This window comes from Streptomyces sp. NPDC052396, assembly GCF_044593195.1.
In the GTDB taxonomy this organism is placed as follows: Bacteria; Actinomycetota; Actinomycetes; order Streptomycetales; family Streptomycetaceae; genus Streptomyces.
In genome coordinates this window covers 454345-473781 of record NZ_JBIUAW010000006.1, presented here as the reverse complement: position 1 = coordinate 473781, position 19437 = coordinate 454345, and the positions used below count along the sequence as shown (strand labels likewise).

At 69.6% G+C, this 19437-nt stretch carries 21 protein-coding genes; 15 read left to right on the top strand and 6 right to left on the bottom strand.

Going from position 1 to position 19437, the window contains the following annotated elements; all coding sequences use genetic code 11:
• The first annotated feature begins 69 nt into the window (after nucleotides 1-69).
• Nucleotides 70-480 (top strand): DUF4307 domain-containing protein, encoded by a 411-nt coding sequence (locus ACIHFE_RS18905; RefSeq protein WP_400107897.1) that lies wholly within the window; start codon nucleotides 70-72, stop codon nucleotides 478-480.
• Between the two features lie 184 nt (nucleotides 481-664).
• Nucleotides 665-1162, top strand: coding sequence for a transcription elongation factor GreA (gene greA / locus ACIHFE_RS18900; protein ID WP_400107895.1), 498 nt, complete (start codon nucleotides 665-667; stop codon nucleotides 1160-1162).
• A 73-nt stretch (nucleotides 1163-1235) separates the two neighbouring features.
• Here the strand turns inward: greA and ACIHFE_RS18895 are convergent, their stop codons facing one another.
• The 3 genes from ACIHFE_RS18895 to ilvA all read right to left on the bottom strand — a co-directional run bounded on the left by ACIHFE_RS18895 (nucleotide 1236) and on the right by ilvA (nucleotide 4423).
• Nucleotides 1236-2078, bottom strand: coding sequence for an ABC transporter permease (locus ACIHFE_RS18895; protein WP_400107892.1), 843 nt, complete (start codon nucleotides 2076-2078; stop codon nucleotides 1236-1238).
• Entirely contained in the window at nucleotides 2075-3091 is a 1017-nt protein-coding gene (locus tag ACIHFE_RS18890; protein WP_400107890.1) for an ATP-binding cassette domain-containing protein, read from the bottom strand. The genes ACIHFE_RS18895 and ACIHFE_RS18890 overlap by 4 nt, the downstream gene beginning before the upstream one ends.
• Before the next feature lie 78 nt (nucleotides 3092-3169).
• Nucleotides 3170-4423 (bottom strand): threonine ammonia-lyase, encoded by a 1254-nt coding sequence (gene ilvA, locus ACIHFE_RS18885; protein ID WP_400107888.1) that lies wholly within the window; start codon nucleotides 4421-4423, stop codon nucleotides 3170-3172.
• A 152-nt stretch (nucleotides 4424-4575) separates the two neighbouring features.
• Here ilvA and ACIHFE_RS18880 point away from each other — a divergent pair, with 152 nt between their 5' ends.
• Genes ACIHFE_RS18880 through ACIHFE_RS18870 form a run of 3 tightly spaced genes read left to right on the top strand, consistent with a single transcriptional unit; the run spans nucleotide 4576 to nucleotide 5797 of the window.
• Nucleotides 4576-5076, top strand: coding sequence for a MarR family winged helix-turn-helix transcriptional regulator (locus ACIHFE_RS18880; RefSeq protein WP_400107886.1), 501 nt, complete (start codon nucleotides 4576-4578; stop codon nucleotides 5074-5076).
• A 32-nt stretch (nucleotides 5077-5108) separates the two neighbouring features.
• Nucleotides 5109-5549, top strand: a complete 441-nt coding sequence (locus ACIHFE_RS18875; RefSeq protein WP_400107884.1) for a sigma factor-like helix-turn-helix DNA-binding protein — start codon at nucleotides 5109-5111, stop codon at nucleotides 5547-5549.
• A complete protein-coding gene (locus tag ACIHFE_RS18870; protein ID WP_400107882.1) occupies nucleotides 5546-5797 on the top strand; it encodes a hypothetical protein in 252 nt (83 codons plus the stop codon). The genes ACIHFE_RS18875 and ACIHFE_RS18870 overlap by 4 nt, the downstream gene beginning before the upstream one ends.
• Nucleotides 5798-5818: 21 nt before the next feature.
• Here ACIHFE_RS18870 and ACIHFE_RS18865 read toward each other — a convergent pair whose 3' ends face one another.
• Complete coding sequence (locus ACIHFE_RS18865) at nucleotides 5819-6964, bottom strand: cystathionine gamma-synthase (protein WP_400107880.1); 1146 nt, start codon at nucleotides 6962-6964, stop codon at nucleotides 5819-5821.
• A 190-nt stretch (nucleotides 6965-7154) separates the two neighbouring features.
• On the opposite strand from ACIHFE_RS18865, the gene ACIHFE_RS18860 reads away from it, so the two are divergent.
• The 3 genes from ACIHFE_RS18860 to ACIHFE_RS18850 all read left to right on the top strand — a co-directional run bounded on the left by ACIHFE_RS18860 (nucleotide 7155) and on the right by ACIHFE_RS18850 (nucleotide 10097).
• Entirely contained in the window at nucleotides 7155-8234 is a 1080-nt protein-coding gene (locus ACIHFE_RS18860) for a hypothetical protein (RefSeq protein ID WP_400107878.1), read from the top strand.
• Between the two features lie 95 nt (nucleotides 8235-8329).
• The gene (gene msrA, locus ACIHFE_RS18855; RefSeq protein WP_400107876.1) at nucleotides 8330-9022 is read left to right on the top strand and encodes a peptide-methionine (S)-S-oxide reductase MsrA; all 693 of its coding nucleotides are present in this window, start codon (nucleotides 8330-8332) and stop codon (nucleotides 9020-9022) included.
• A gap of 154 nt (nucleotides 9023-9176) precedes the next feature.
• Entirely contained in the window at nucleotides 9177-10097 is a 921-nt protein-coding gene (locus ACIHFE_RS18850) for a phosphotransferase enzyme family protein (protein ID WP_400107874.1), read from the top strand.
• Nucleotides 10098-10100: 3 nt separating this feature from the next.
• Here ACIHFE_RS18850 and ACIHFE_RS18845 read toward each other — a convergent pair whose 3' ends face one another.
• Nucleotides 10101-11468: a sporulation protein gene (locus tag ACIHFE_RS18845; RefSeq protein WP_400107872.1), complete on the bottom strand. Its 1368-nt coding sequence runs from the start codon at nucleotides 11466-11468 to the stop codon at nucleotides 10101-10103.
• Between the two features lie 271 nt (nucleotides 11469-11739).
• Between ACIHFE_RS18845 and ACIHFE_RS18840 the strand changes: the two genes are divergently transcribed.
• Entirely contained in the window at nucleotides 11740-12225 is a 486-nt protein-coding gene (locus ACIHFE_RS18840) for an ATP-binding protein (protein ID WP_400107870.1), read from the top strand.
• Between the two features lie 1120 nt (nucleotides 12226-13345).
• Nucleotides 13346-13621, top strand: coding sequence for a hypothetical protein (locus tag ACIHFE_RS18835; protein ID WP_400107868.1), 276 nt, complete (start codon nucleotides 13346-13348; stop codon nucleotides 13619-13621).
• A gap of 1028 nt (nucleotides 13622-14649) precedes the next feature.
• Here ACIHFE_RS18835 and ACIHFE_RS18830 read toward each other — a convergent pair.
• Nucleotides 14650-15411 carry a GntR family transcriptional regulator gene (locus ACIHFE_RS18830; RefSeq protein WP_400108053.1) on the bottom strand — a complete coding sequence of 254 codons (762 nt, stop codon included), beginning with the start codon at nucleotides 15409-15411 and terminating at the stop codon, nucleotides 14650-14652.
• Between the two features lie 139 nt (nucleotides 15412-15550).
• On the opposite strand from ACIHFE_RS18830, the gene ACIHFE_RS18825 reads away from it, so the two are divergent.
• From ACIHFE_RS18825 to ACIHFE_RS18805, 5 genes are all read left to right on the top strand, one after another.
• A complete protein-coding gene (locus tag ACIHFE_RS18825) occupies nucleotides 15551-15763 on the top strand; it encodes a hypothetical protein (protein ID WP_400107866.1) in 213 nt (70 codons plus the stop codon).
• A gap of 31 nt (nucleotides 15764-15794) precedes the next feature.
• Complete coding sequence (locus ACIHFE_RS18820) at nucleotides 15795-16157, top strand: hypothetical protein (RefSeq protein ID WP_400107864.1); 363 nt, start codon at nucleotides 15795-15797, stop codon at nucleotides 16155-16157.
• Nucleotides 16157-17464 (top strand): FtsK/SpoIIIE domain-containing protein, encoded by a 1308-nt coding sequence (locus tag ACIHFE_RS18815; protein ID WP_400107863.1) that lies wholly within the window; start codon nucleotides 16157-16159, stop codon nucleotides 17462-17464. The genes ACIHFE_RS18820 and ACIHFE_RS18815 overlap by 1 nt, the downstream gene beginning before the upstream one ends.
• Entirely contained in the window at nucleotides 17458-17655 is a 198-nt protein-coding gene (locus ACIHFE_RS18810; protein WP_400107861.1) for a hypothetical protein, read from the top strand. The genes ACIHFE_RS18815 and ACIHFE_RS18810 overlap by 7 nt, the downstream gene beginning before the upstream one ends.
• Before the next feature lie 308 nt (nucleotides 17656-17963).
• Nucleotides 17964-19343 (top strand): replication initiator, encoded by a 1380-nt coding sequence (locus tag ACIHFE_RS18805; protein ID WP_400107859.1) that lies wholly within the window; start codon nucleotides 17964-17966, stop codon nucleotides 19341-19343.
• Nucleotides 19344-19437: the final 94 nt, after the last annotated feature.

The following is a 19437-nucleotide window of genomic DNA, read 5'->3' as shown; positions in this document are numbered from 1 at the left end:
CTCCTATAGTGACCGAAGCGGGACCCGATTCATTCCGCGTTCACAAATCGGCCCACAGGAGGAACGATCATGGCTGCGGAGTCGCCGGCGCTGCCCGATGGCCGCTACGGCCGCACGGCGGACCAGCGCGCCGACCGCAAGCTGAAGATCGTCGCCATGGTGCTGGGCGTCGCGCTGCTTGGCTTCGTCGGCTGGGCGGGTGTGCACTATCTCACCAAGTCGGAGGTCAGCGGTCTGCTGCTGCGCTCCAAGTCGATGTCCGACAACACCGTCCAGGCGGTCCTGGAGATCCGCAAGGACAAGGGCGTCACGGGCGTGTGCACCCTGCGCTCACTGGGCTCCGACGGCAATGAGGTGGCCCGCAAGGACGTCACCCTGGACCGTGCCGGGAGCCACTTCACCCAGCTGGTCACCCTGCGCACCACGGCCTGGGCCGCGGCCACCGAGCTGGAGGGCTGCCGCACCGTCGGCAGCCATTGATCAACGCTCTGACCTGCGTTGACGTAATTCTTGCGCAGTTCCTCCCGGCGACTTCTTCCCCCATTCCGGACGCAATTGTTAGGCTCGTGGTTTCGCCCGCCGATGGAGGTGCACCCTTCTGAGTAGGGCGTTCATTTGTATCCGTGACCCCAAGTTTTTCCCCCAGCACCGACGAGGAGCACCTGTGACCCAGACCAGCGACAACGTCACCTGGCTGACTCAGGAGGCGTACGACCAGCTCAAGGCCGAGCTGGACTACCTGTCTGGTCCCGCTCGCACCGAGATCGCGGCCAAGATCGCGGCGGCCCGCGAGGAAGGTGACCTGCGCGAGAACGGCGGGTACCACGCGGCCAAGGAGGAGCAGGGCAAGCAGGAGCTCCGTGTGCGCCAGCTGACCCAGCTGCTGGAGCACGCGAAGGTCGGTGAGGCCCCCACCGAGTCCGGCGTGGTCGCTCCCGGCATGGTCGTCACCATCGCCTTCGACGGCGATCCGGACGACACCCTCAGCTTCCTGCTCGCCTCGCGGGAGTACGCGAGCTCGGACATCGAGACCTACTCCCCGCAGTCGCCGCTGGGCTCCGGCGTCAACGGCAAGAAGATCGGTGAGGACGCCCAGTACGAGCTGCCCAACGGCCGCAAGGCCATGGTCCGCATCCTGGAGGCCAAGCCGTACAACGGCTGAGCCGCCCGCCGGCCGACGGCCCCCGGAGCTCCTCGCGAGCCCGGGGGCTTTGTCATGTCCGGTGCCCGGCGGCTCAGGCCGCCGCCGAGCGGAACTTGCGCACCGCCAGTCCCCGGAAGACCACGATGATCAGCACCGACCAGATCAGCGAGGCCCAGGCCGGGTGCTGCATCGGCCAGGCCGAGGGCACCGGATAGCCGGGCGGCAGGTTGCCGAACAGCTCCCGGGCCGCCTGCACGGTGGCGCTGAAGGGATTCCACTCCGCGATCACCCGCAGCACGGTGGGCATATTGCTGGAGGGGACAAAGGCATTGGAGATGAAGGTCAGCGGGAACAGCCAGATCAGCCCGCCCGAGGTGGCCGCCTCCGGAGTCCGTACCGACAGCCCGATCAGCGCCCCGATCCAGGAGAAGGCGTAGCCCAGCAGAAGCAGCAGGGCGAAGCCCGCCAGCGCCCGGAGCACACCGTGGTGGATGCGCCAGCCCACGATGGCCGCCACGACCGCCAGCACCACCAGGGTCAGCGCCGTCTGCACCAGGTCGGCCAAGGTGCGGCCGGTGAGCACCGCGCCCCGGGCCATCGGCAGCGACCGGAAGCGGTCGATCAGCCCCTTGTGCATGTCATCGGCGATGCCCGCGCCGGCGCCCGCGGTGGCGAAGGTGACGGTCTGCGCGAAGATGCCCGCCATCAGGTACTGGCGGTAGGCCGAGGGGTCGGTGCTGCCGCCCACCGCGATGGATCCGCCGAAGACATAGCTGAACAGCACCACGAACATGATCGGCTGGACCAGCCCGAACACCACCACCTCGGGTATCCGCAGCATCCGGATCAGGTTGCGCTGGGCGACCACCAGGGAGTCATGGACGGAGCGGGCCAGGGCGCTCCTCCTGGGCACCTCGCCGCCGACGGCGCTCATGACGCCGCTCCTTCCCGGGGCCGCCGGCCCGCCCCGCGCTCCGCGCCCTTCGTGCCTTCCGCACCCTCGGCGCCCTCGGCCGTGTGCCCGGTCAGCGAGATGAACACATCGTCCAGGGTGGGGCGGCGCAGCCCGATGTCGTCGATCTCGATGTCCCGGGCGTCCAGTTCGCGGATGACCTCGGCCAGCAGCCGGGCGCCGCCGGAGACCGGGACGGTGATCCGGCGGGTGTGCGGCTCCACCGTGGAGCCTCCCTCGCCGAGGCCGCGCAGCACCTCGTCGGCGATGCCGATGTGCTCGCGCCGGTGCACCACCACCTCCACCCGCTCACCGCCGGTGCGCGCCTTGAGCTGGTCGGAGGTGCCACGGGCGATCACCCGGCCGTGGTCGACCACCGCGATGTCATGCGCCAGGTGGTCGGCCTCCTCCAGGTACTGGGTGGTGAGCAGCAGGGTCGTTCCGCCGGCCACCAGTTCCTGGATGACCTCCCACAGCTGCTGCCGGTTGCGCGGGTCCAGGCCGGTGGTGGGCTCGTCCATGAACATCACCGGCGGGCTGACCACCAGGGCCGCCGCCAGGTCCAGCCGGCGGCGCATGCCGCCGGAGTAGGTCTTGGCCGGGCGGTCGGCCGCGTCCGTCAAGTGGAAACGTTCCAGCAGCTCTTCGGCCCTGGCCCGGGCCCTGCGCCCGCCGATCTGGTAGAGCCGGCCCACCATGGCCAGGTTCTCACGGCCCGTCAGATACTCGTCCACGGCGGCGAATTGACCGGAGAGCCCGATGCGGCGCCGCACCTCGTCGGGTTCCTTGAGTACATCGACGCCCGCCACCACGGCACTGCCGCGGTCGGGTTTGATCAGAGTGGTGAGCACACGCACGGCGGTGGTCTTGCCGGCCCCGTTGGGGCCCAGCAGCCCCAGGACGGTCCCTTCCGGCACATCGAGATCGACGCCGTCCAGAGCCCTTACCTCGCCGAAGGCCTTTTCCAGGCCCTCGGCGTATATAGCGCCTGGCATGGAGCTTCTCCCCGTTGGATGAGGTGATACAGCAGTCTACGTTCGCCGCGCCGATCCCGCCCCGGGAAGCGGGCACCGTCAGGAGATCACCGCGTAGCCCGCCGCGCGCAGCGCGGTGCCCACCGCCGCGCAGTGCTCATGTCCCTTGGTTTCCAAGTGGAGTTCGACCTCCGCCTCGGACAGCCCCAGCCGGGGATCGGTCCGTACATGGCTGATGTCCAGCACATTGACATCGCACCCGGACACCACCTCCAGCAGCGCGGCCAGCGCCCCCGGCCGGTCGGTCAGGCGCAGCCGCAGCGAGAGGTACCGGCCGGCCGCGGCCATGCCGTGCCGCAGCACGCGCTGCAGCAGCAGCGGGTCCACATTGCCGCCGGAGAGCACCGCCACCACCGGCCCTTCGAAGGAGCCGGGCGCGGCCAGCAGCGCCGCCACCGGGGCGGCCCCGGCCGGCTCCACCACCAGCTTGGCCCGCTCCAGGCAGCGCAGCAGGGCACTGGCGAGCTGGTCCTCGGAGACCGTGCGCACCTCGTCCACCAGCTGCCGCACCAGGGCGAACGGCACCTCGCCGGGCCGTCCCACCCGGATGCCATCCGCCATGGTCACCGGGGACGGCAGGGACACCGGGTGTCCGGCGGTCAGCGAGGGCGGGTAGGCCGCGGCGCCCGCCGCCTGGACGCCCACGATCCGCACATCCGGCCGCAGCGCCTTGACCGCCACCGCGATCCCGGCCACCAGTCCGCCGCCGCCGACGGCCACCACCACGGTGCGCACCTCGGGGCACTGCTCCAGGATCTCCAGGCCCACCGTGCCCTGTCCGGCGATGATGTCGGGGTGGTCAAAGGGGTGGATGAACACCGCTCCGGTGCGCCGGGCGTACTCCTGCGCGGCGCGCAGTGATGCATCCACCACCTGTCCGTGCAACCGCACTTCGGCTCCGTACTCCCGGGTGGCGGCGACCTTGGGCAGCGGTGCCCCCTCCGGCATAAAGACGGTGGAGCGCACCCCCAGCAGCGAGGCGGCCAGCGCCACTCCCTGGGCGTGGTTGCCCGCGCTGGCGGCGACCACGCCGGCCGCCCGCTCGGCGGCGGACAGCCGGGAGATGCGCACATAGGCGCCGCGCACCTTGAACGAGCCGGTGCGCTGCAGGTTCTCGCATTTGAGGTGGACCGGGGCACCGACCAGCGCGGACAGCTGGCGGCTGCTCTCCAGGGCGGTGGTGCGGGCCACTCCGCAGAGCGTCTTCTGGGCCGTGCGCACCTCGTCGAGGGTCACCGGAACAGCACCCTCCGGCGTTCCGGAGGCGGCGCCACCGCCAACTCGTGCAGCCATAGGCCCAGTCTCGCAGTTCGCACCGGCCGTGACCGCCGTGACCACCGCATACCGAGGGTTTACCGAGCAACGGTACGGGCATGGCCCGGGCCGCGTACTCTGTCCCCCAATCCCGAGCTTTTCCAGCCCGCGTACGAAGTGAGTCCCCAGCCATGCCCACCCCTCCGGACATGACGGCCGACGTCGCACCAGGTGTCCTCGACACGCTCCAGCACCAGGTCGCCGTCTTCGCCCGCCGCGCCGAGCAAACCCGCCTCGGCGGTGTCGGCCGGGTCGCCAACTCCATGGACCGCGCCGCCTACCTGCTGCTCAACCGGCTTGACCAGGAAGGCCCGATGGGCGTCAAGGCGCTCGCCGCGGGGATGGGCATCGACTCGTCCACGGTCACCCGGCAGGTGGCGCCGCTGGTGGACACCGGCCTGGTGAAGCGCACCTCGCACCCCGAGGACGGGCGCGCGGTGGTGCTCCAGCTCTCGCCGCGCGGCAAGGCCCGTCTGGAGGAGGTGCGCGCCTCCCGCCGGGAGCTGATGGCGCTGTGCACCGACGGCTGGACCGAGGACGAGCGGGCCGCGTTCACCACCCTGCTCTCCCGCTTCAACTCCGCGCTCTCCGAGGTGCACAGCACCGTGCCGCAGGTGCCGCCGACCTCTTGACCCTGCCGGGCCGCTGCCTTTGTCCTTGAGGGATGAAACAGCGGCAGGCGGCCCGGGAGCGCCGTCGCGCCCGGGAGTTCGAGGTCTTCGCCGGGGGCGCGGGCGGGCGGCTGCTGCACACCGCCCTGCTGCTGACCGGGGAGCCGGCCGCGGCCGAGCGGCTGCTGGTCGAGGCCCTGGCCCATACCTACGCCCGGTGGGACCGGCTGCGCGGCGAGGATCCCTATGAATGCGCCCGCCAGGAGCTCACCGTCCGCTTTGTTCACTCGGCGCGGCGCTACCGCCGCTGTCCCGGCGGCGTCCTGGAGCGGCTGAGCCCCCAGGAACGCCTGGTGCTGGTGTTGCGACTGCATGAGGGAGTCGCCGAGGAGCAGGCCGCGGCCGCCCTGGGGCTGCCGGTGGAGCGGGTACGGGCCATCTGTGCCCGGGCGGTGGCCACCGTGCGCAGCCGGCCGCCGGCGGCCGTGTCATGAACTCCTACGACCGCAAACAGGACGAGGTACGCCGGCTGCTGGCCGCCTCGCGGCCGGCCCTGCCGCCCGGCCTGACCGCCCGGGCGGCGGTGCGCGGCCGCCGGATCCTGCGCCGGCGCCGGCGGCTGCGCACGGCCGGCTGGACGCTGCTGGCGCTGGCGGTCACCGCGTTCTGTATCTGGGCCGCGCTGGTGCGTCCCTGGGTGGCGCCTCCGGCGGAGACACCACCCCTGATCTGGGACCGCTGACTCCGGCCCCCGGGCCCGCTGTCAGCCCAGCGCCTGCTTGATGTCGGCCAGCAGGTCGTCCGCCGACTCGATGCCCACCGACAGACGCACCAGGTCCGCCGGGACCTCCAGCGGGGAGCCGGCCGTGGAGGCGTGCGTCATCCGGCCCGGGTGCTCGATCAGCGACTCCACGCCGCCCAGTGACTCGCCCAGGGTGAACAGCTCGGCGCGGTTGCAGACCTCCACCGCCGCCTCCTCGCCACCCGCGACCCGGAAGGAGACCATGCCGCCGAAGGCGCGCATCTGCTTGGCCGCGACCTCGTGCAGCGGGTGGCTCTCCAGGCCCGGGTAGTACACCTCGGTGACCTTGGGGTGGGCCACCAGCAGCTCGGCCACCCGCTCGGCGTTGGCGCAGTGCCGGTCCATGCGCACCGCCAGCGTCTTGATGCCGCGCAGCGTCAGCCAGGCGTCGAACGGACCGGCCACCGCGCCCATCGCGTTCTGGTGGTAGGCCAGCTCCTCGCCCAGCGCCTCGTCCGCGGTGATCAGGGCGCCGCCCACCACATCGGAGTGCCCGCCCATGTACTTGGTGGTCGAGTGCACCACCACATCGGCACCCAGCGCCAGCGGCTGCTGGAGGTAGGGGCTGGCGAAGGTGTTGTCCACCACCAGCCGGGCGCCCGCCTGGTGCGCGACCTCGGCCACGGCGGTGATGTCGGTGATGCCCAGCAGCGGGTTGGAGGGGGTCTCCACCCAGACGGCCTTGGTGCTCGGCCGCAGCGCGGCACGGACCGCCGCCGGGTCGGAGGTGTCGGCCACCGACCACTCCACGCCCCAGCGCGAGATCACCTTGGCGAACAGGCGGAAGGTGCCGCCGTAGGCATCGTCCGGGATGACCACATGGTCGCCCGGCGCCAGCAGGGTGCGCAGCAGGGTGTCCTCGGCCGCCAGCCCGGAGGCGAAGGCCAGGCCCCGGCGCCCGCCCTCCAGGGCGGCCAGGTTCTCCTCCAGGGCGGTGCGCGTGGGGTTGGCGCTACGGCTGTACTCATAGCCGCCGCGCAGGCCGCCCACGCCGTCCTGCTTGTAGGTGGAGACCTGGTAGATGGGCGGAACGACGGCCCCGGTCAGCGGGTCCGGTTCCTGCCCGGCGTGGATGGCGAGGGTTTCGAAGGAGTGCTGGTCGCTCATTGTCCCGAGGGTAGTCCCGGTTTCCCGGAACGAGGCTGTTCACTTGTTACCGGGACATGAACGATCGGCCGCCGCCCGTCCGCTTCCCGCCGGTCCCCGCCGCTCCCGCTGATCCCCAGGAACGATTGCTCCCGCCCCCTCGTCCTCTACACATCCGCTCCCTTCTCCCCTTCTCCTCTCAGGACAGCTCATGGAGTTTCTGCTCATCCTGCTCGCGATCGTGATCATCTGCGGGTTTGTGGCCACGCCCGCGATGCGCCGCCGGCGTGCCGGGCAGGACGCGCTGCGGGGCGCCGGAGCGGCCGTCGACCCGGCGGGGGCACATGGCTTCCTGCCGCCGGAGCGGCTGGACGAGCGGCTGCCCGGTCCCGATCCGGAGCTGCTGGCCGCGGTCGCGGAGGCCCGCCGTACCCAGGACTGGAAGCCGGCCGCCGAGCTGCTCTCCCGCACCCCGGCCGGCAGTGAGCTGCGCTGGCACCGGGTGCTGACCCTGGCCGGCGCGGCCGCCCGTGAGCTGATGGAGTCCCCCGGCACCGGCGGTCTGTGGCTGCGCCACTGGCGGGTGGTGGCCCCCAAGGACGCCGGCGGCGCCGCCGTCCAGGCCCAGTTCCTGCTGCTGCGCGCCCTGCACGACCCCTCCTCCCAGGACTACCGCATGATCCTGGAGGAGGCCCGCGAGGTCTGCGCCGAGGCGTCCCTGCTGGCCCCCGGCGACCCGGTCCCCGCCATCATCGAGCTGGGCATCGCCCGTGGCCTGGGGGTGAGCGAGGCGGAGTTCCAGTCCCGCTGGGAGACGGTCCTGGCCCGCGCGCCCCAGCACATGGGCGCCCACCTGGTGGCGCTGCGCTACTGGAGTGCCTCCTGGCACGGCTCCCAGGAGCAGGCCGACGCCTTCGCCCAGCGGGCCGCCGCCGGTGCCGCCCCGGGCAGTCTGCTGCCCGCGCTGCCGCTGTTCGCGGTCTTCGACCACCTTCCGGACGTCAATCTGGTGCGGACGCTCTTCCAGAGCGTGGTGATCCGCGAGGCCGTCGAGGCGGCCCAGTTCGCCGTGAACCACGCCCCCGCCGACCATCCCGAGCTGCCCCAGGTCCGCCATCTGCTGGCCTGGTTCCTGGTGAACGCCGGCCGCTACGGCGAGGCCCTGGAGCACTTCCGCGCGGTGGACGGCCATGTCGGCGCCCTGCCGTGGACCTGCACCCCGGAGCCGGTCACCGCCTACACGCTCTGCCGCGCCCAGGCCGTGGCCGGCTGGGAACGCACCCGCGCCTGAGCCCGGGAACCCGGTGGCCCCGCGCCGCCGGGGAATTCCCTCCCCCGTCGCCCGGGTTGAACCGGTCACCCCTTGGAGTCCTTGGAGCCGCCACCATGACCTACCGCCCCCACCCGGCCCTGCCCACCTCCGCCGAGGCCCTCCCCGGCCGCCCGGAGCCGGCCTTCGCCCTCCCCGGCCGCCATGCCGTCCTCGGCAACCCGCTGACCGGCCCCTACCCCGACGGCCTGGCCGTCGCCGACTTCGGCCTGGGCTGCTTCTGGGGCGCCGAGCGCATCTTCTGGCAGACCCCCGGCGTCTGGACCACCGCCGTGGGCTACCAGGGCGGTCACACCCCCCATCCCACCTACGAAGAGGTCTGCAGCGGCCTGACCGGCCACACCGAGGTGGTCCGCGTGGTCTTCGACCCCGCCAAGGTCTCCTACGAGACCCTGCTCCGCCTCTTCTGGGAGTCCCACAACCCCACCCAGGGCTTCCGCCAGGGCAACGACCACGGCACCCAGTACCGTTCGGCGATCCACACCCACTCCCCCGCCCAGCAGTCCGCCGCCCTGGCCTCCCGCGACTCCTACCAGCCGGTCCTGCGCGCCTCCGGCTACGGCGACATCACCACGGAGATCGCTCCGGCGGGTCCGTTCTATTACGCCGAGGCATACCACCAGCAGTACTTGGCGAAGAACCCGGCGGGGTACTGCGGGATCGGGGGGACGGGCGTCAACCTAAGTGACCCTTCCACTTGGGGTAACGGCGGCTCTTGCCCGACTGGGGTTGCGCCCACTGGCGACTGACCGCCCCTGACGGCGCCTGGATGTTTCCCAGCCTGCCCTCGCCCTGTAACCCAGCTGCTGGGTACGGTCATTGTCGTGTCCGGCGTGCGCTGGTTGGTCACCAGTAGTCGCGTGCGTCGGAGGATCGCGCACGACTAGGGGAGCTGGTACCGGCATGCCGTCGCACGCTGCTCGGGCATCGAAGGAAGGGTTCACCGCAGCACGGGCTGCGCAGGCCATGTCTGCGGCCTGTCGGGCAGCCGGTCTGGACGACCGGGACGCGGAGTTGATCCGCCTCGGTGAGAACGCGCTGTTCCGGCTGGCTTCCGTACCGGTGGTCGTCCGGGTCGCTCGCTCGGTGGACTTTCTGGAGTCGGTACGCAAGGAAGTGGCTGTATCCCAGTGGCTACAGCAGGAGGGCTTCCCTGCCGGCCAAGTTGTGGGGGACTTGGAGCAACCGCTTCTGGTTGATGGTCATCCCGTCACCTTCTGGCATCTGATCAATGAGGGTGCCCGCAAGGCGACTTACGGTGAGCTGGGGGCCATGCTCCGCGATCTGCATTCGCTGAGTGTCCCGTCCTGGCTGGAATTGCCGTCGTACGACGTGTTCGGCCGGACAGATCTGCGCATCGAAGGGTCGAGGGGAGTGCCCGAAGCCGACCGGGAGTTCCTGCGGCAGCGGGACAAGGAGCTGCGCCAGCAGTGGGCGGAGCTGCGTTTCGAGTCGGCTCGCGGGCCCCTGCACGGTGATGCCCACGTACAGAACCTCATGGTGGACCACCGGGGCCAGGTGGTGCTCATTGACTTCGAGGGTTTCAGCTTCGATCACCCGGAGTGGGATCTGATGGTGACGGCTGTGGAGCATCACAGCCTGGGGTGGCAGACGCGGGAGCAGTACGCGGATTTCGTGGCGGCCTACGGGCGGGACCTGCGCGAGTGGCCGGGCTACGAAACGCTGCGCGGGATACAGGAGTTCCATATGACCACGTGGCTGATGCAGAACGTCAACGAGGGAGAGCAGGTGGCGCAGGAGTATGCGCGTCGCATCGCGTCTTTGCGGGACGAGGACGCCCCGAGGGATTGGCACCCCAGGTAGCGCTCACTCGTCTTCGATGCGCGCGAGGGCTTCCCGCACCTGGTCGTTGAACTCGGCCACGGCGCGGTTGCCGGAGTGGCGGCTGACGTCGGCCTGGAAGTCGGCAACGTAGCGTTGGAAGCGGGCGGATTGCAGGGAGTCACCCGCTTCCACGGCAAGCGTGGCCGTAGCCAGGGCGCTTTCCAACTCGCCGTCCAACAACTGGCTCTGGGCGAGGACCATTCGGCAGAACCCGAGACTCCGGGCGTACTTGGGGTCGGTGACGTCCACGGCGCGTTGCGCGTGGCGTACGGCTTCCTTGCGCAGCTTGAGGTCGCGGAAGCAGTGGCAGAACTCGCCCATGAGTTCCGAGGGAGTGAAGTAGGAAAGCCACTCGGGGTCCTCGGCGCTGTCGGCCCGCTCCAGATAGCTTTCCGCCTCGTTCATGGCCCGTCCGGCGCCTGTGACATCTCCGGCGTTCGACAGAGCCCGGGCTTCCATGGAAGCGAACATCGCCATGGCGCGTGGTGTGGCTCGCCCTCTGGCTCCTTCGAGGGCGGCACGCGCGAGTTGGGCCGACTGGGCGTAGTTTCCGAGGTAGTTGGCCTGGTGGCTGAGGTTGGCCAGGATGCGTCCGCCGAACATGCGGTCATCGGTGAACTGGGTTAAGCGCAGTGTGGAAGTCAGGTACCGGTGGGCCGTGCGATGGCTTCCGGAGTCGTAGGCGGTCCACCCAAGTAACTGGGCGATTTCGGAGGCGGCTCCGAAGAGGGCGGTGCCCACCTTTTCGCTGTAGCTGGCATGGAGCAGTGGCAGCACTTCGTGTCGGAAGTAGACGCGCAGTGCTTTGTGCCCGTGTCCCCCGCCGAACTGGAAGTCCAGCTCCATGAACATCTTGCCTGCGGTGCGGATGGCCCGTACGTCGCGCATCCCGACGCGTTCGCGATCGGGCCGGTCGGTCACAACTCCATCAGGTCGGGCGGTGATCCAGGACAGCACGGCAGCGTGCAGCTCGCCATCGGCGACGATCAGCCCGGTGTTGGCGGGTGGTTCTGGACGCTCGGAACTGACGCTGTCGAGTCTGGCGAGTGCGTCGGCGGCGGTGCGGGGGTAACTCACGTCCACGGGTGCGGGCTGTGGGGCTGTGAAGAACCCCAGATCGGCCGGGGTGACCCGGCGCTCCAACTTGGCGCTCAGCGCGTCGGCGAGAACAACGGCCGTCTTGGGATGGATGCTTGATCCATCACGCCACCGTTGGACGGAGACGTGCGTGGTGCCGAGGCGTTCTCCTCGCTGATCTGCCAGGTCACGCATGCGCTTGGCCAGGCCCTTGTTCGAGACCTTGGCTTCTTCCATGAGCGAGATCAGCTGTTGGTTCGGCGTGCGCTCCATGGCCCCCCGCTATCTCCGCTGACAGCTGGTGTACATGGTGGCACGGCAGGTCACCTTAAGGGGGTTCATTCGTGAACCCCCTCCGCTGTCACTGGTGTTCATGTGAACCCCCCGGTGAACACTGCCGGTGAACCTTCTCGCGCCGTTGACTGGCCGCACGCGATGTCGGACGGCCGGACGCCACCGGCAGACGGGAGGGGAGATGATGACCCGAACCCAGGACGGCGATCCACTCCAAAGAGCTGAGGGAGAGGCGCCGCTACGGGGGAGCATGCGCTCAACGCTGGAGGAGAAGTTCCGTGTGCTGACTCTGAATGTGGAGTCGCCGGACACGGGAGTAGTGGCTCGCAGAACGGTGCGGACCACCCTTGAGGACTGGGGGGTCCAGGACCGCGTGGAGGACGCGATCCTGGTCGTTTCGGAGCTGATCGGCAATGTGTTTCATCACGCGTCACCCGATCCGGCCTTGGCCAAACCGGGAGCGCCGAGGCGCCTTGATCTTATCCTCCGGGTCTGGCCGGGCTGGCTGTTCCTCGGTGTGCGCGATGAGGACTCCCGCCCGCCGGCCTTCCCGATGGGAGACGTCTTCTCCCCGGATTTGGCGGCGGATTTGCCTGAAGCGCTGCTGCCTGACAGAGGGCGGGGCCTGCTGCTCGTCCAGTGTCACGCTGATGCGTTTTGGTGGGAGCCGGTAGAAATCGGCGGCAAGGCCATCTATTGCCGGTTCGACCTCGACTCCGACCGGTTGGCGCCTTGAGGCCCCGGGCCGTCTTGGGCGCGCAACTGCCTACGCGATCGGCAGGCGTGCGGCGGCCCGGCTTCCGGGTGGGGTTTGACCCACCTCGCCCGACAGGACGCGGCCCTTCGGCCCGGATCCCCTCCAGCCCGGGGCCGCGTCCATCAACTCCCTCAATGCAATTGGAAATCCACCAGAGAGGTGATGGACGTGGCCAAACAGAGGACGGCTGAATACCCGCAGCGTGGAGACGTGCTACGTCGGAAGGACGGCCAGTTCAAGGTCAAAGGAATCCGTTTAGACCGGCGCCGCAGTGAGGCCGAGCTGCTGATCACGCCCATGCGGAGGGGGAGGTGACGGCCCGGCCATGCCAACGGGCCGCCTTCTGGAGGCGCTTGCGCGATGCCGCCGCTGAAATCCTCGTCGCATCGGTGATGGGGTGATACGGGTGACGGCAGATAGTGCGCGCGAATGGACCGCGTTGGCCGTGCTATCGACTCGGGCGTGGTGGCGGCGGCATGCGTCGCGGCAGGCTGTGCGACAGCCGGTATGGGCCAGTCAGGCCAATACGGGTGTCCGTGAGCTCGTGGCCTCCATGGTCTACCCGGTCCGCAAGTGGTGGTGGCGGCACGTCTCCCAACGTGAGTTGACCCAGCTCCTGGACCGGGCGCGGCTCCGAACCCAACCTGTGGCCGCAGCGGAGGACTCGGCCTGGATGTGCCAGCACCTCGCCGCGCGTGGCGGTGGTCGTGAAGGCGGCTCCCCGCCTCAATAGACCGGGTGGGGGCTTCCGGGGGGAGAGCCGGTTGCTCCCGCCCTTCAACTTCCTCGCGCCGCGCTGCGGTCGGGTCGTCCATGTTCGACCACTCTGCGGCAGCACCCCTACTGGCCGGGGATGAGGAAGAACGGTGGTCAGTTCCCCCTGGCCGCTGAAGCGGTCCGGACCTTGTCGGGAGGTCTGGACCGCGCCAGACATCAAAAGAACCGGACCACCCCTCAAACCCTGGCAGGCCGGGGTGGTCCGGCAGGGATCCGCGAGGAACCCCGGTGCCGAATGGTACCGGGGTCCTCGTCGTGCGTTCGTGCGATGCGCCCCTCAATGGTCAAGATCAGTCAAGTTCTTGGAAGGGGTGGGGCATTCATGTTCGGACCGGAGGAGGGGGCGTTCGAGGCTACGGGTGCCGGGTTCGATCCGGACGACGTGGTCTGGGTGCGCGGCGTGGACTACCTGGGCGGCTGGCGAGATGCCCGGGACGCGGCGGCCGAGTTGGCGGCGGCGCTCAGCGATGCGGGAATGGACACCAATGGCATGCGGATGACGGCGCAGACTCAGGTGGACGGGTCAGGTTTGGTGCGTGTGGTGTGGACGGCCGGCACCGCGCGGGCTGTGGCGCGACTGCTCCGCGAGGCTGGCTAACGGTCGGCTGGTTCGCTCATGGCCTGTTCGGACCTCAGCCACGGAAAGTCAGCCACGATGGCGGGGCAGGCGAACGGTCGTCCGCCACGTGTGTCTCCATCAGCCGCCCTCCGGCATCAGCCACGCTTCTGGGGCCTGAACCGCAGCTGCCCGCCAGGGTGTCGCGGACTGACGGCCGCAACTTCGGTCCAAGCCGCCGGGCCTGCAGAGTTGCGAACTCCGTGTACCTACATATTTCGCGTTTCTATAGCTACACGCTTCGCGCGACGGGGCCGTCGATCCGGGGCAAAGCTAGTAGAGTTTTACGCGCTGGAACCATCGGGTACCCGGTAGTTCCATGTGAGGAGCCTGACTCCGGTAGCACGGAGCCAGGCCCTCTCAACGCAGTCGGTGAGCCCGGTCGCTTAGTCGGAGGCCGGGCTCGCTGTCTTAGCGAACCTCAGGCCGCTCCCGGTCCCACGTGCGGCGCCCAGCTGTTACTGAGCGAACTGCCCCACACAGGCGATGATCGCCATGATCAGCCCAAGCAAACCAAGTGCGACTTGCCACTTCTCAGGGCCGGTCCACTGACGCTTTGGCTTCTCCGTGTCCAGATCACTCACCGATCCTTCCGAACCCCTCCAACTAGCCCTGGAGGACAGGGCCTTCGCCTGTTTGCGAAGGTCGGTGAGGAGGAGCGCAGAAGAACAGCGCCAAGCATACAAGCGATCTGTGGCGGAAAACCTGGAACGTCATCAACTTAGGTCGCATGAAGGGCCGCAGGGCCGGAGCGGCACCGTGGAGCGGTGCAGGCGCGAGCAACCATCGTTGACGTTGGCGCAGCCAGCTCGGCCGCCGATGGCGTCCCGCATACCACGTGGCACTCGCCTGTTGGCCTTCGACTTGCCGCTCTGGACTGTAGGGGTGCTGGGCGGTGGGCGTCCGGCGGGACCGGCCGGCAGGCCGCAGCCCGCCGGGGCGCCCGGACCGCCCGGCGCGCCAACGGCGCGCCCTTGAGGAAGTAAAGCGCAATTGGACCGGATGCCTGCTCAGTTGCGGACGGCCCGGGCGGGGCTGGTGGTGATGCGGTAGGCGAACTGGCCCTGGCTGGCGCTGATTCGGAGTTCTTCCACGATGAGCGGGCGCTGGCCGGTGCCGTAGGTGATACGGGTGGAGACGATGACCGGCGTCGCTTCCGGGATGCCGAGGGCCTGGCGCTCGTCGGGCTGCGGCATCCGGGCACCCACGGTCTCTTGCCAGGTGAGCTTGTGTCCGGCTGCGGTCAACTGTGTGTAGATCGCCGCGGGTTCGGTGTCCGGTGTTTCGGCCAGCGGCGTGCCGTCGGCGACGGCGAACGGGATCAGCACCCGGTGCAGTGCCCGGGTCCCTGTCACCGGATCCGCAAGCAACCGATCCACCCCGAACAGCGCTCCCCCTTCCTCCATCTCCAGCAAGGCGGCCGTGGTGGCGCTGGCCTGGGTGCGGTAGACGGTGGGCTCCTCGGCTGCCTTCCAGTCGTGGCCAAGCACGTATGCGCTGCCCTTCCGGATCACGCCCCGGTCCACGGTCAGCGTGGGGGCGGGGAGGGCGCGGACGAAGCTGCCCTTGCCGTGGATGACCTCGATCAGACCCTCCGAGCGTAGGGCGGAGATGGCGTTGCGGACGGTGGGGCGGGAAACCCCGTAGCGCTCGATCAGTTGCGCTTCGGAGGGGAGCGGTGCGCCGGGCGGGAACTCGCCTGCGGCGATGGCGTTTCGGATCTCGGTTGCCACCTGCTGGTACAGCGCACCCGGTCGCTGGATCTCTCCCACGGTCTTCTCCTCACGTCCTGCGTGGTCCGATCGTTTCACATCACTCGTCAGCATAAGTACTTGCGTGGCGGTGAGCCAGGGGTCCACACTCTCTACTCGTAAGCACGAGTGACGTCCGGCAAGTCTGATTGGAGTTGCCATGACCACCCGATGCACAGCGGCGGAGAGCTGCTCCGCCCCGGCCATCGTCAAGATCCTCATCCCGTTCCGCGACAACACGCCTGCGTGCGAGGTGCACGGTGCCGCGCTGCTGGCCGCCACGGGCAACGCTCTGGTGCATCCGCTGGAGGGTGTGCGTGGGGATCACGCGATTGCCGTCTGGTACCGGGCCCAGGCCCTGAAAGAGCACTGATCCCTTATCTGGCCAGGGAGGCCAACACCCCATGCAATCCATACCGGTGGACACGAGTCGGCTCGGTGTTCTGCGGTGCGTCGTCGCGCCGGAGCCGAAGATCGCGGATTTCGAGAAGCAGGAGGTCAAGAAGGACAGAGAGGGCAACACCGTCTACACGGTGGGCCTGGTGGTACGGCAGGACGGCCGCCGCGCCTCGGTGATCGAGGTCTCCATCACCGGTGAACCGGTCGGAGTGGCCGAGGGCATGGAGGTGCGGGTGACCGGCCTGGAAGCCTTCTCCTGGGCCATGGGGGACCGGCACGGGATCAGCTTCCGCGCCGCCGCCATCACCCCCGTTCCGCCCGCCGATACCCGCGCAACCACGACTGGTGGCAAGGGTGGTGGGGCGTGATGGGAGCGATCTGGCTCGCGTTCTTCCTCGCCGCCGTGGCCTGGGCCGTGGTGGCCGGGGTCGGGCTGCGGGAGCGCAAACCGGTGCTGCTGTGGTACCTGACCGGCTACCCGGTCACCGCGTGGCGGGTCGTGCGGACCTGGCGCAAGGTCGCCATCCACACCGACCTTGCCGTCTCCCCCCGGCCCCGACGGGGCCTGGTCGGGGACCTGGTGGTCAAGGGCGATCCACTGCGGCTGGTGCCACCCCGGATCTCGTTCCCGAAAGCCACCCCAACCGGCCTCAGCGCCGAAGTGCGGTTACATCCGGGGCAGACGCCGGCACCGTTCATCGCCGCGGCCGACGCCTTGGCTCATGCCTGGCGCGTCCACGCGGTCCGGGTCACCTCGCCCGAACGCGGCACCGTCCACCTGGCGGCCATCGCCACCGATCCGCTCCAGCGCCCAAACCTGGTCACGGCGCCCGCCGCCCTCCTCTCCGCCCTGGTCGGGATCCTGGAGTCCGGCGGGGCATGGGTGATCAACCTGCGGCGGGTGCCGCACTGGCTGATCGCCGGGGCCACGCAGTCCGGCAAGTCCACCCTCCTCGCCCGCCTGATCACCCAACTCGCCCAGCAGAATGTGGCGTTGATCGGCATCGACTGCAAAGGCGGCATCGAACTCGGCCTCTTCGAACCCCGCCTGTCCGCGCTGGCCACCAACAGGCGCGAAGCCGTGGCCGTGCTCGGCGAGGTGGTGGACGACCTGGGCCGACGGATGAGGGCCTGCCGGGGTGCGGGAGTGCGCTCGATCTGGGACCTGCCCGAAGACCTGCGGCCCGTGCCCATGGTCGTGATCGTGGACGAACTGGCCGAGCTGTACCTCACGGACGGCACCCGCACCGGCAAAGCCGACGCCGAACAATGCTCCGCCTACCTGCTGCGCATCGCCCAGCTCGGCGCGGCCCTCGGCATCCACCTGGTCGTGGCCGCCCAGCGCTTCGGGTCCGAACTGGGCAGCGGCGTCACCGCCCTGCGGGCCCAGCTCTCCGGCCGGATCTGCCACCGGGTCAACGACCCCGGAACGGCCGAGATGGCCTTGGGCGATCTGAACAAGGACGCGGTGACCGTCGCTCAGTCCATCACCACCACCGAACAAGGCACCGCCGTCGTCGCCGGACCGGACGGCGGCTGGGACCGGGCCCGCTCCCACCTGACCTCCACCGAGGAAGCCCGCCAGATCGCCCTGAAATACGCAGGACTCACCCCCGAACTCCCCGGCATCTACCGGGCCCTGCTCCAGTGCATCGAGGACGGGGGTACGTGGTGAAGGAAAGCTCCGCTCTTCCGCTGGTCCTGGTCTTCGCCGCCATGACGGCACTCCTGGTCCGCTCCCGCGAAGTGCGCTGGTGGGAAGCCCTACTGATCACCATCTTCGGCGTCTACCTCGGCCAAACCCCGGTCCTGTTCACGGTCAACAGCTTCGTGAACTGGTTCCTCTCCGGCTTCAGCCACACCTAGTCCAGGAAGGCACCCGCATGCCTATGCGCCCCGTGCGCTGCCCCCTCTGCAAAGGCGAACGACGTCTGAAGACCCGTACCGGCCACTGGCGCCGCTGCCGCTGCTGCCGAGGCAAAGGCACCACCCGCTAACCAGCGCAAACCCCCACACGAAGGAGCACCCCATGGACGACTTCGCCCCACCACCCACCCCGCCGCCACCCCGGCGGCCCACCCCGGAAGGCCACCACCATCACCGACCAGCACCCCACCTCGGCCAACAGGCGCGCCATCCTCGACCGGCAGGCGCGCCTGCGCCAACTCCCCGCGATGGACCGGGAGATCATCGAGCTAGCCAACGACCCGCAGTTCCCTCGCTGGGTCGAGCAAGTGACCGCGACCGGCGGCTGCGCCCACCCGATCCATATCAGCGGGCACACCACCACCCGCGACGCTGCCACCGGCGAGATCCTTCACCACTACTCCACCGCCAACGAACCGGGCGAACGCCTGCTTCTGCGCTGCCGCAACCGCCGCACCAGCGTCTGCCCCTCCTGCTCCCACCTCCACGCCGGAGACACCTACCACCTGGTACGAGCCGGGCTGATCGGCGGCAAGACAGTCCCCACCATCGTCCGCGATCACCCTCGCCTCTTCGTCACCCTCACCGCCCCCAGCTTCGGCCCCGTCCACCACACCACTGACAGCGGCCAACGGTGTCGCCCCCGCCGCGAACGCGCCCACTGCGAACACGGCCGTCCACTCGGCTGCCACCGCGTACACGCCCCGGGCGACCCGCTTATCGGCCAGCCGCTGTGCCCCGACTGCTACGACTACCCGGCACACGTCCTATGGCACGCCCACGCCGGGGAAGTATGGGCCCGCTTCGCCAGAACCGTCCGCCGCCACCTCGCCACCACCGCCGGCATCCCCCAAACCCACTTCCCCCACCACGCCCGCCTCTCCTTCGCCAAGGTCGCCGAGTACCAGCAGCGCGGAGCCGTACACGTCCACGCCGTCGTGCGCCTGGACGGGCCCAAGGGCCCGACTGAGCCTCCACCTGCCTGGGGCACTCACCAACTCCTCACCGGCGCCATACGCGCCGCAATCCGCCGGGTCGTCGTCCACACCCCCTACAGCTCTGCCATAGGGGAGCTGGCACTCCGCTGGGGTCCCCAGTTCGACGCCCGCCCCCTCCACACCACAGGCGGGCCCGACGGCCTGACTGACGATGCGGTGGCGGCCTACGTCGCCAAATACGTCACCAAAGGGTCAGCCGAGACGTCCTCCGGTCTCGACCACCGCATCACAGACCCTGCCGAGATCAACCGTGCTCCCGTCTCCTCGCACATCCGCACCCTCATGCGCACCTGCTGGCAGCTCGGCAGCCTGCCGGAGTTCGAAGACCTGCGGCTGCGTTCCTGGGCCCACACCCTCGGCTACCGCGGCCACATCCTCACCAAGTCCCGTGCCTACTCCACCACTTACCAAGCCCTGCGCGCCGAACGCGCCAGACACCGGAACGCGCCCCTTCAACTCCGCCGGGACGTCAACGCGGTCACGGACTCGCACTGGCGCTACACGGGCTCGGGGCACACCCCTGGTGCTGCACTCATCTCGGCCGGCATCGCTGAGGACCTGGCGGTCGGCCGAGAAATGGCCCGCGAGGCTGTCTCCTCTACCGATGGAGGCGCCTTTGGTGCCCAATGAGCTGCGACATCGAGTGACCGAGTCCCGGGCCCGGCAGGGGCTGCCGCCGGTTATCGAAGACCTGGCAGTGATCGAACGCGTAGCGCTTGCGTTC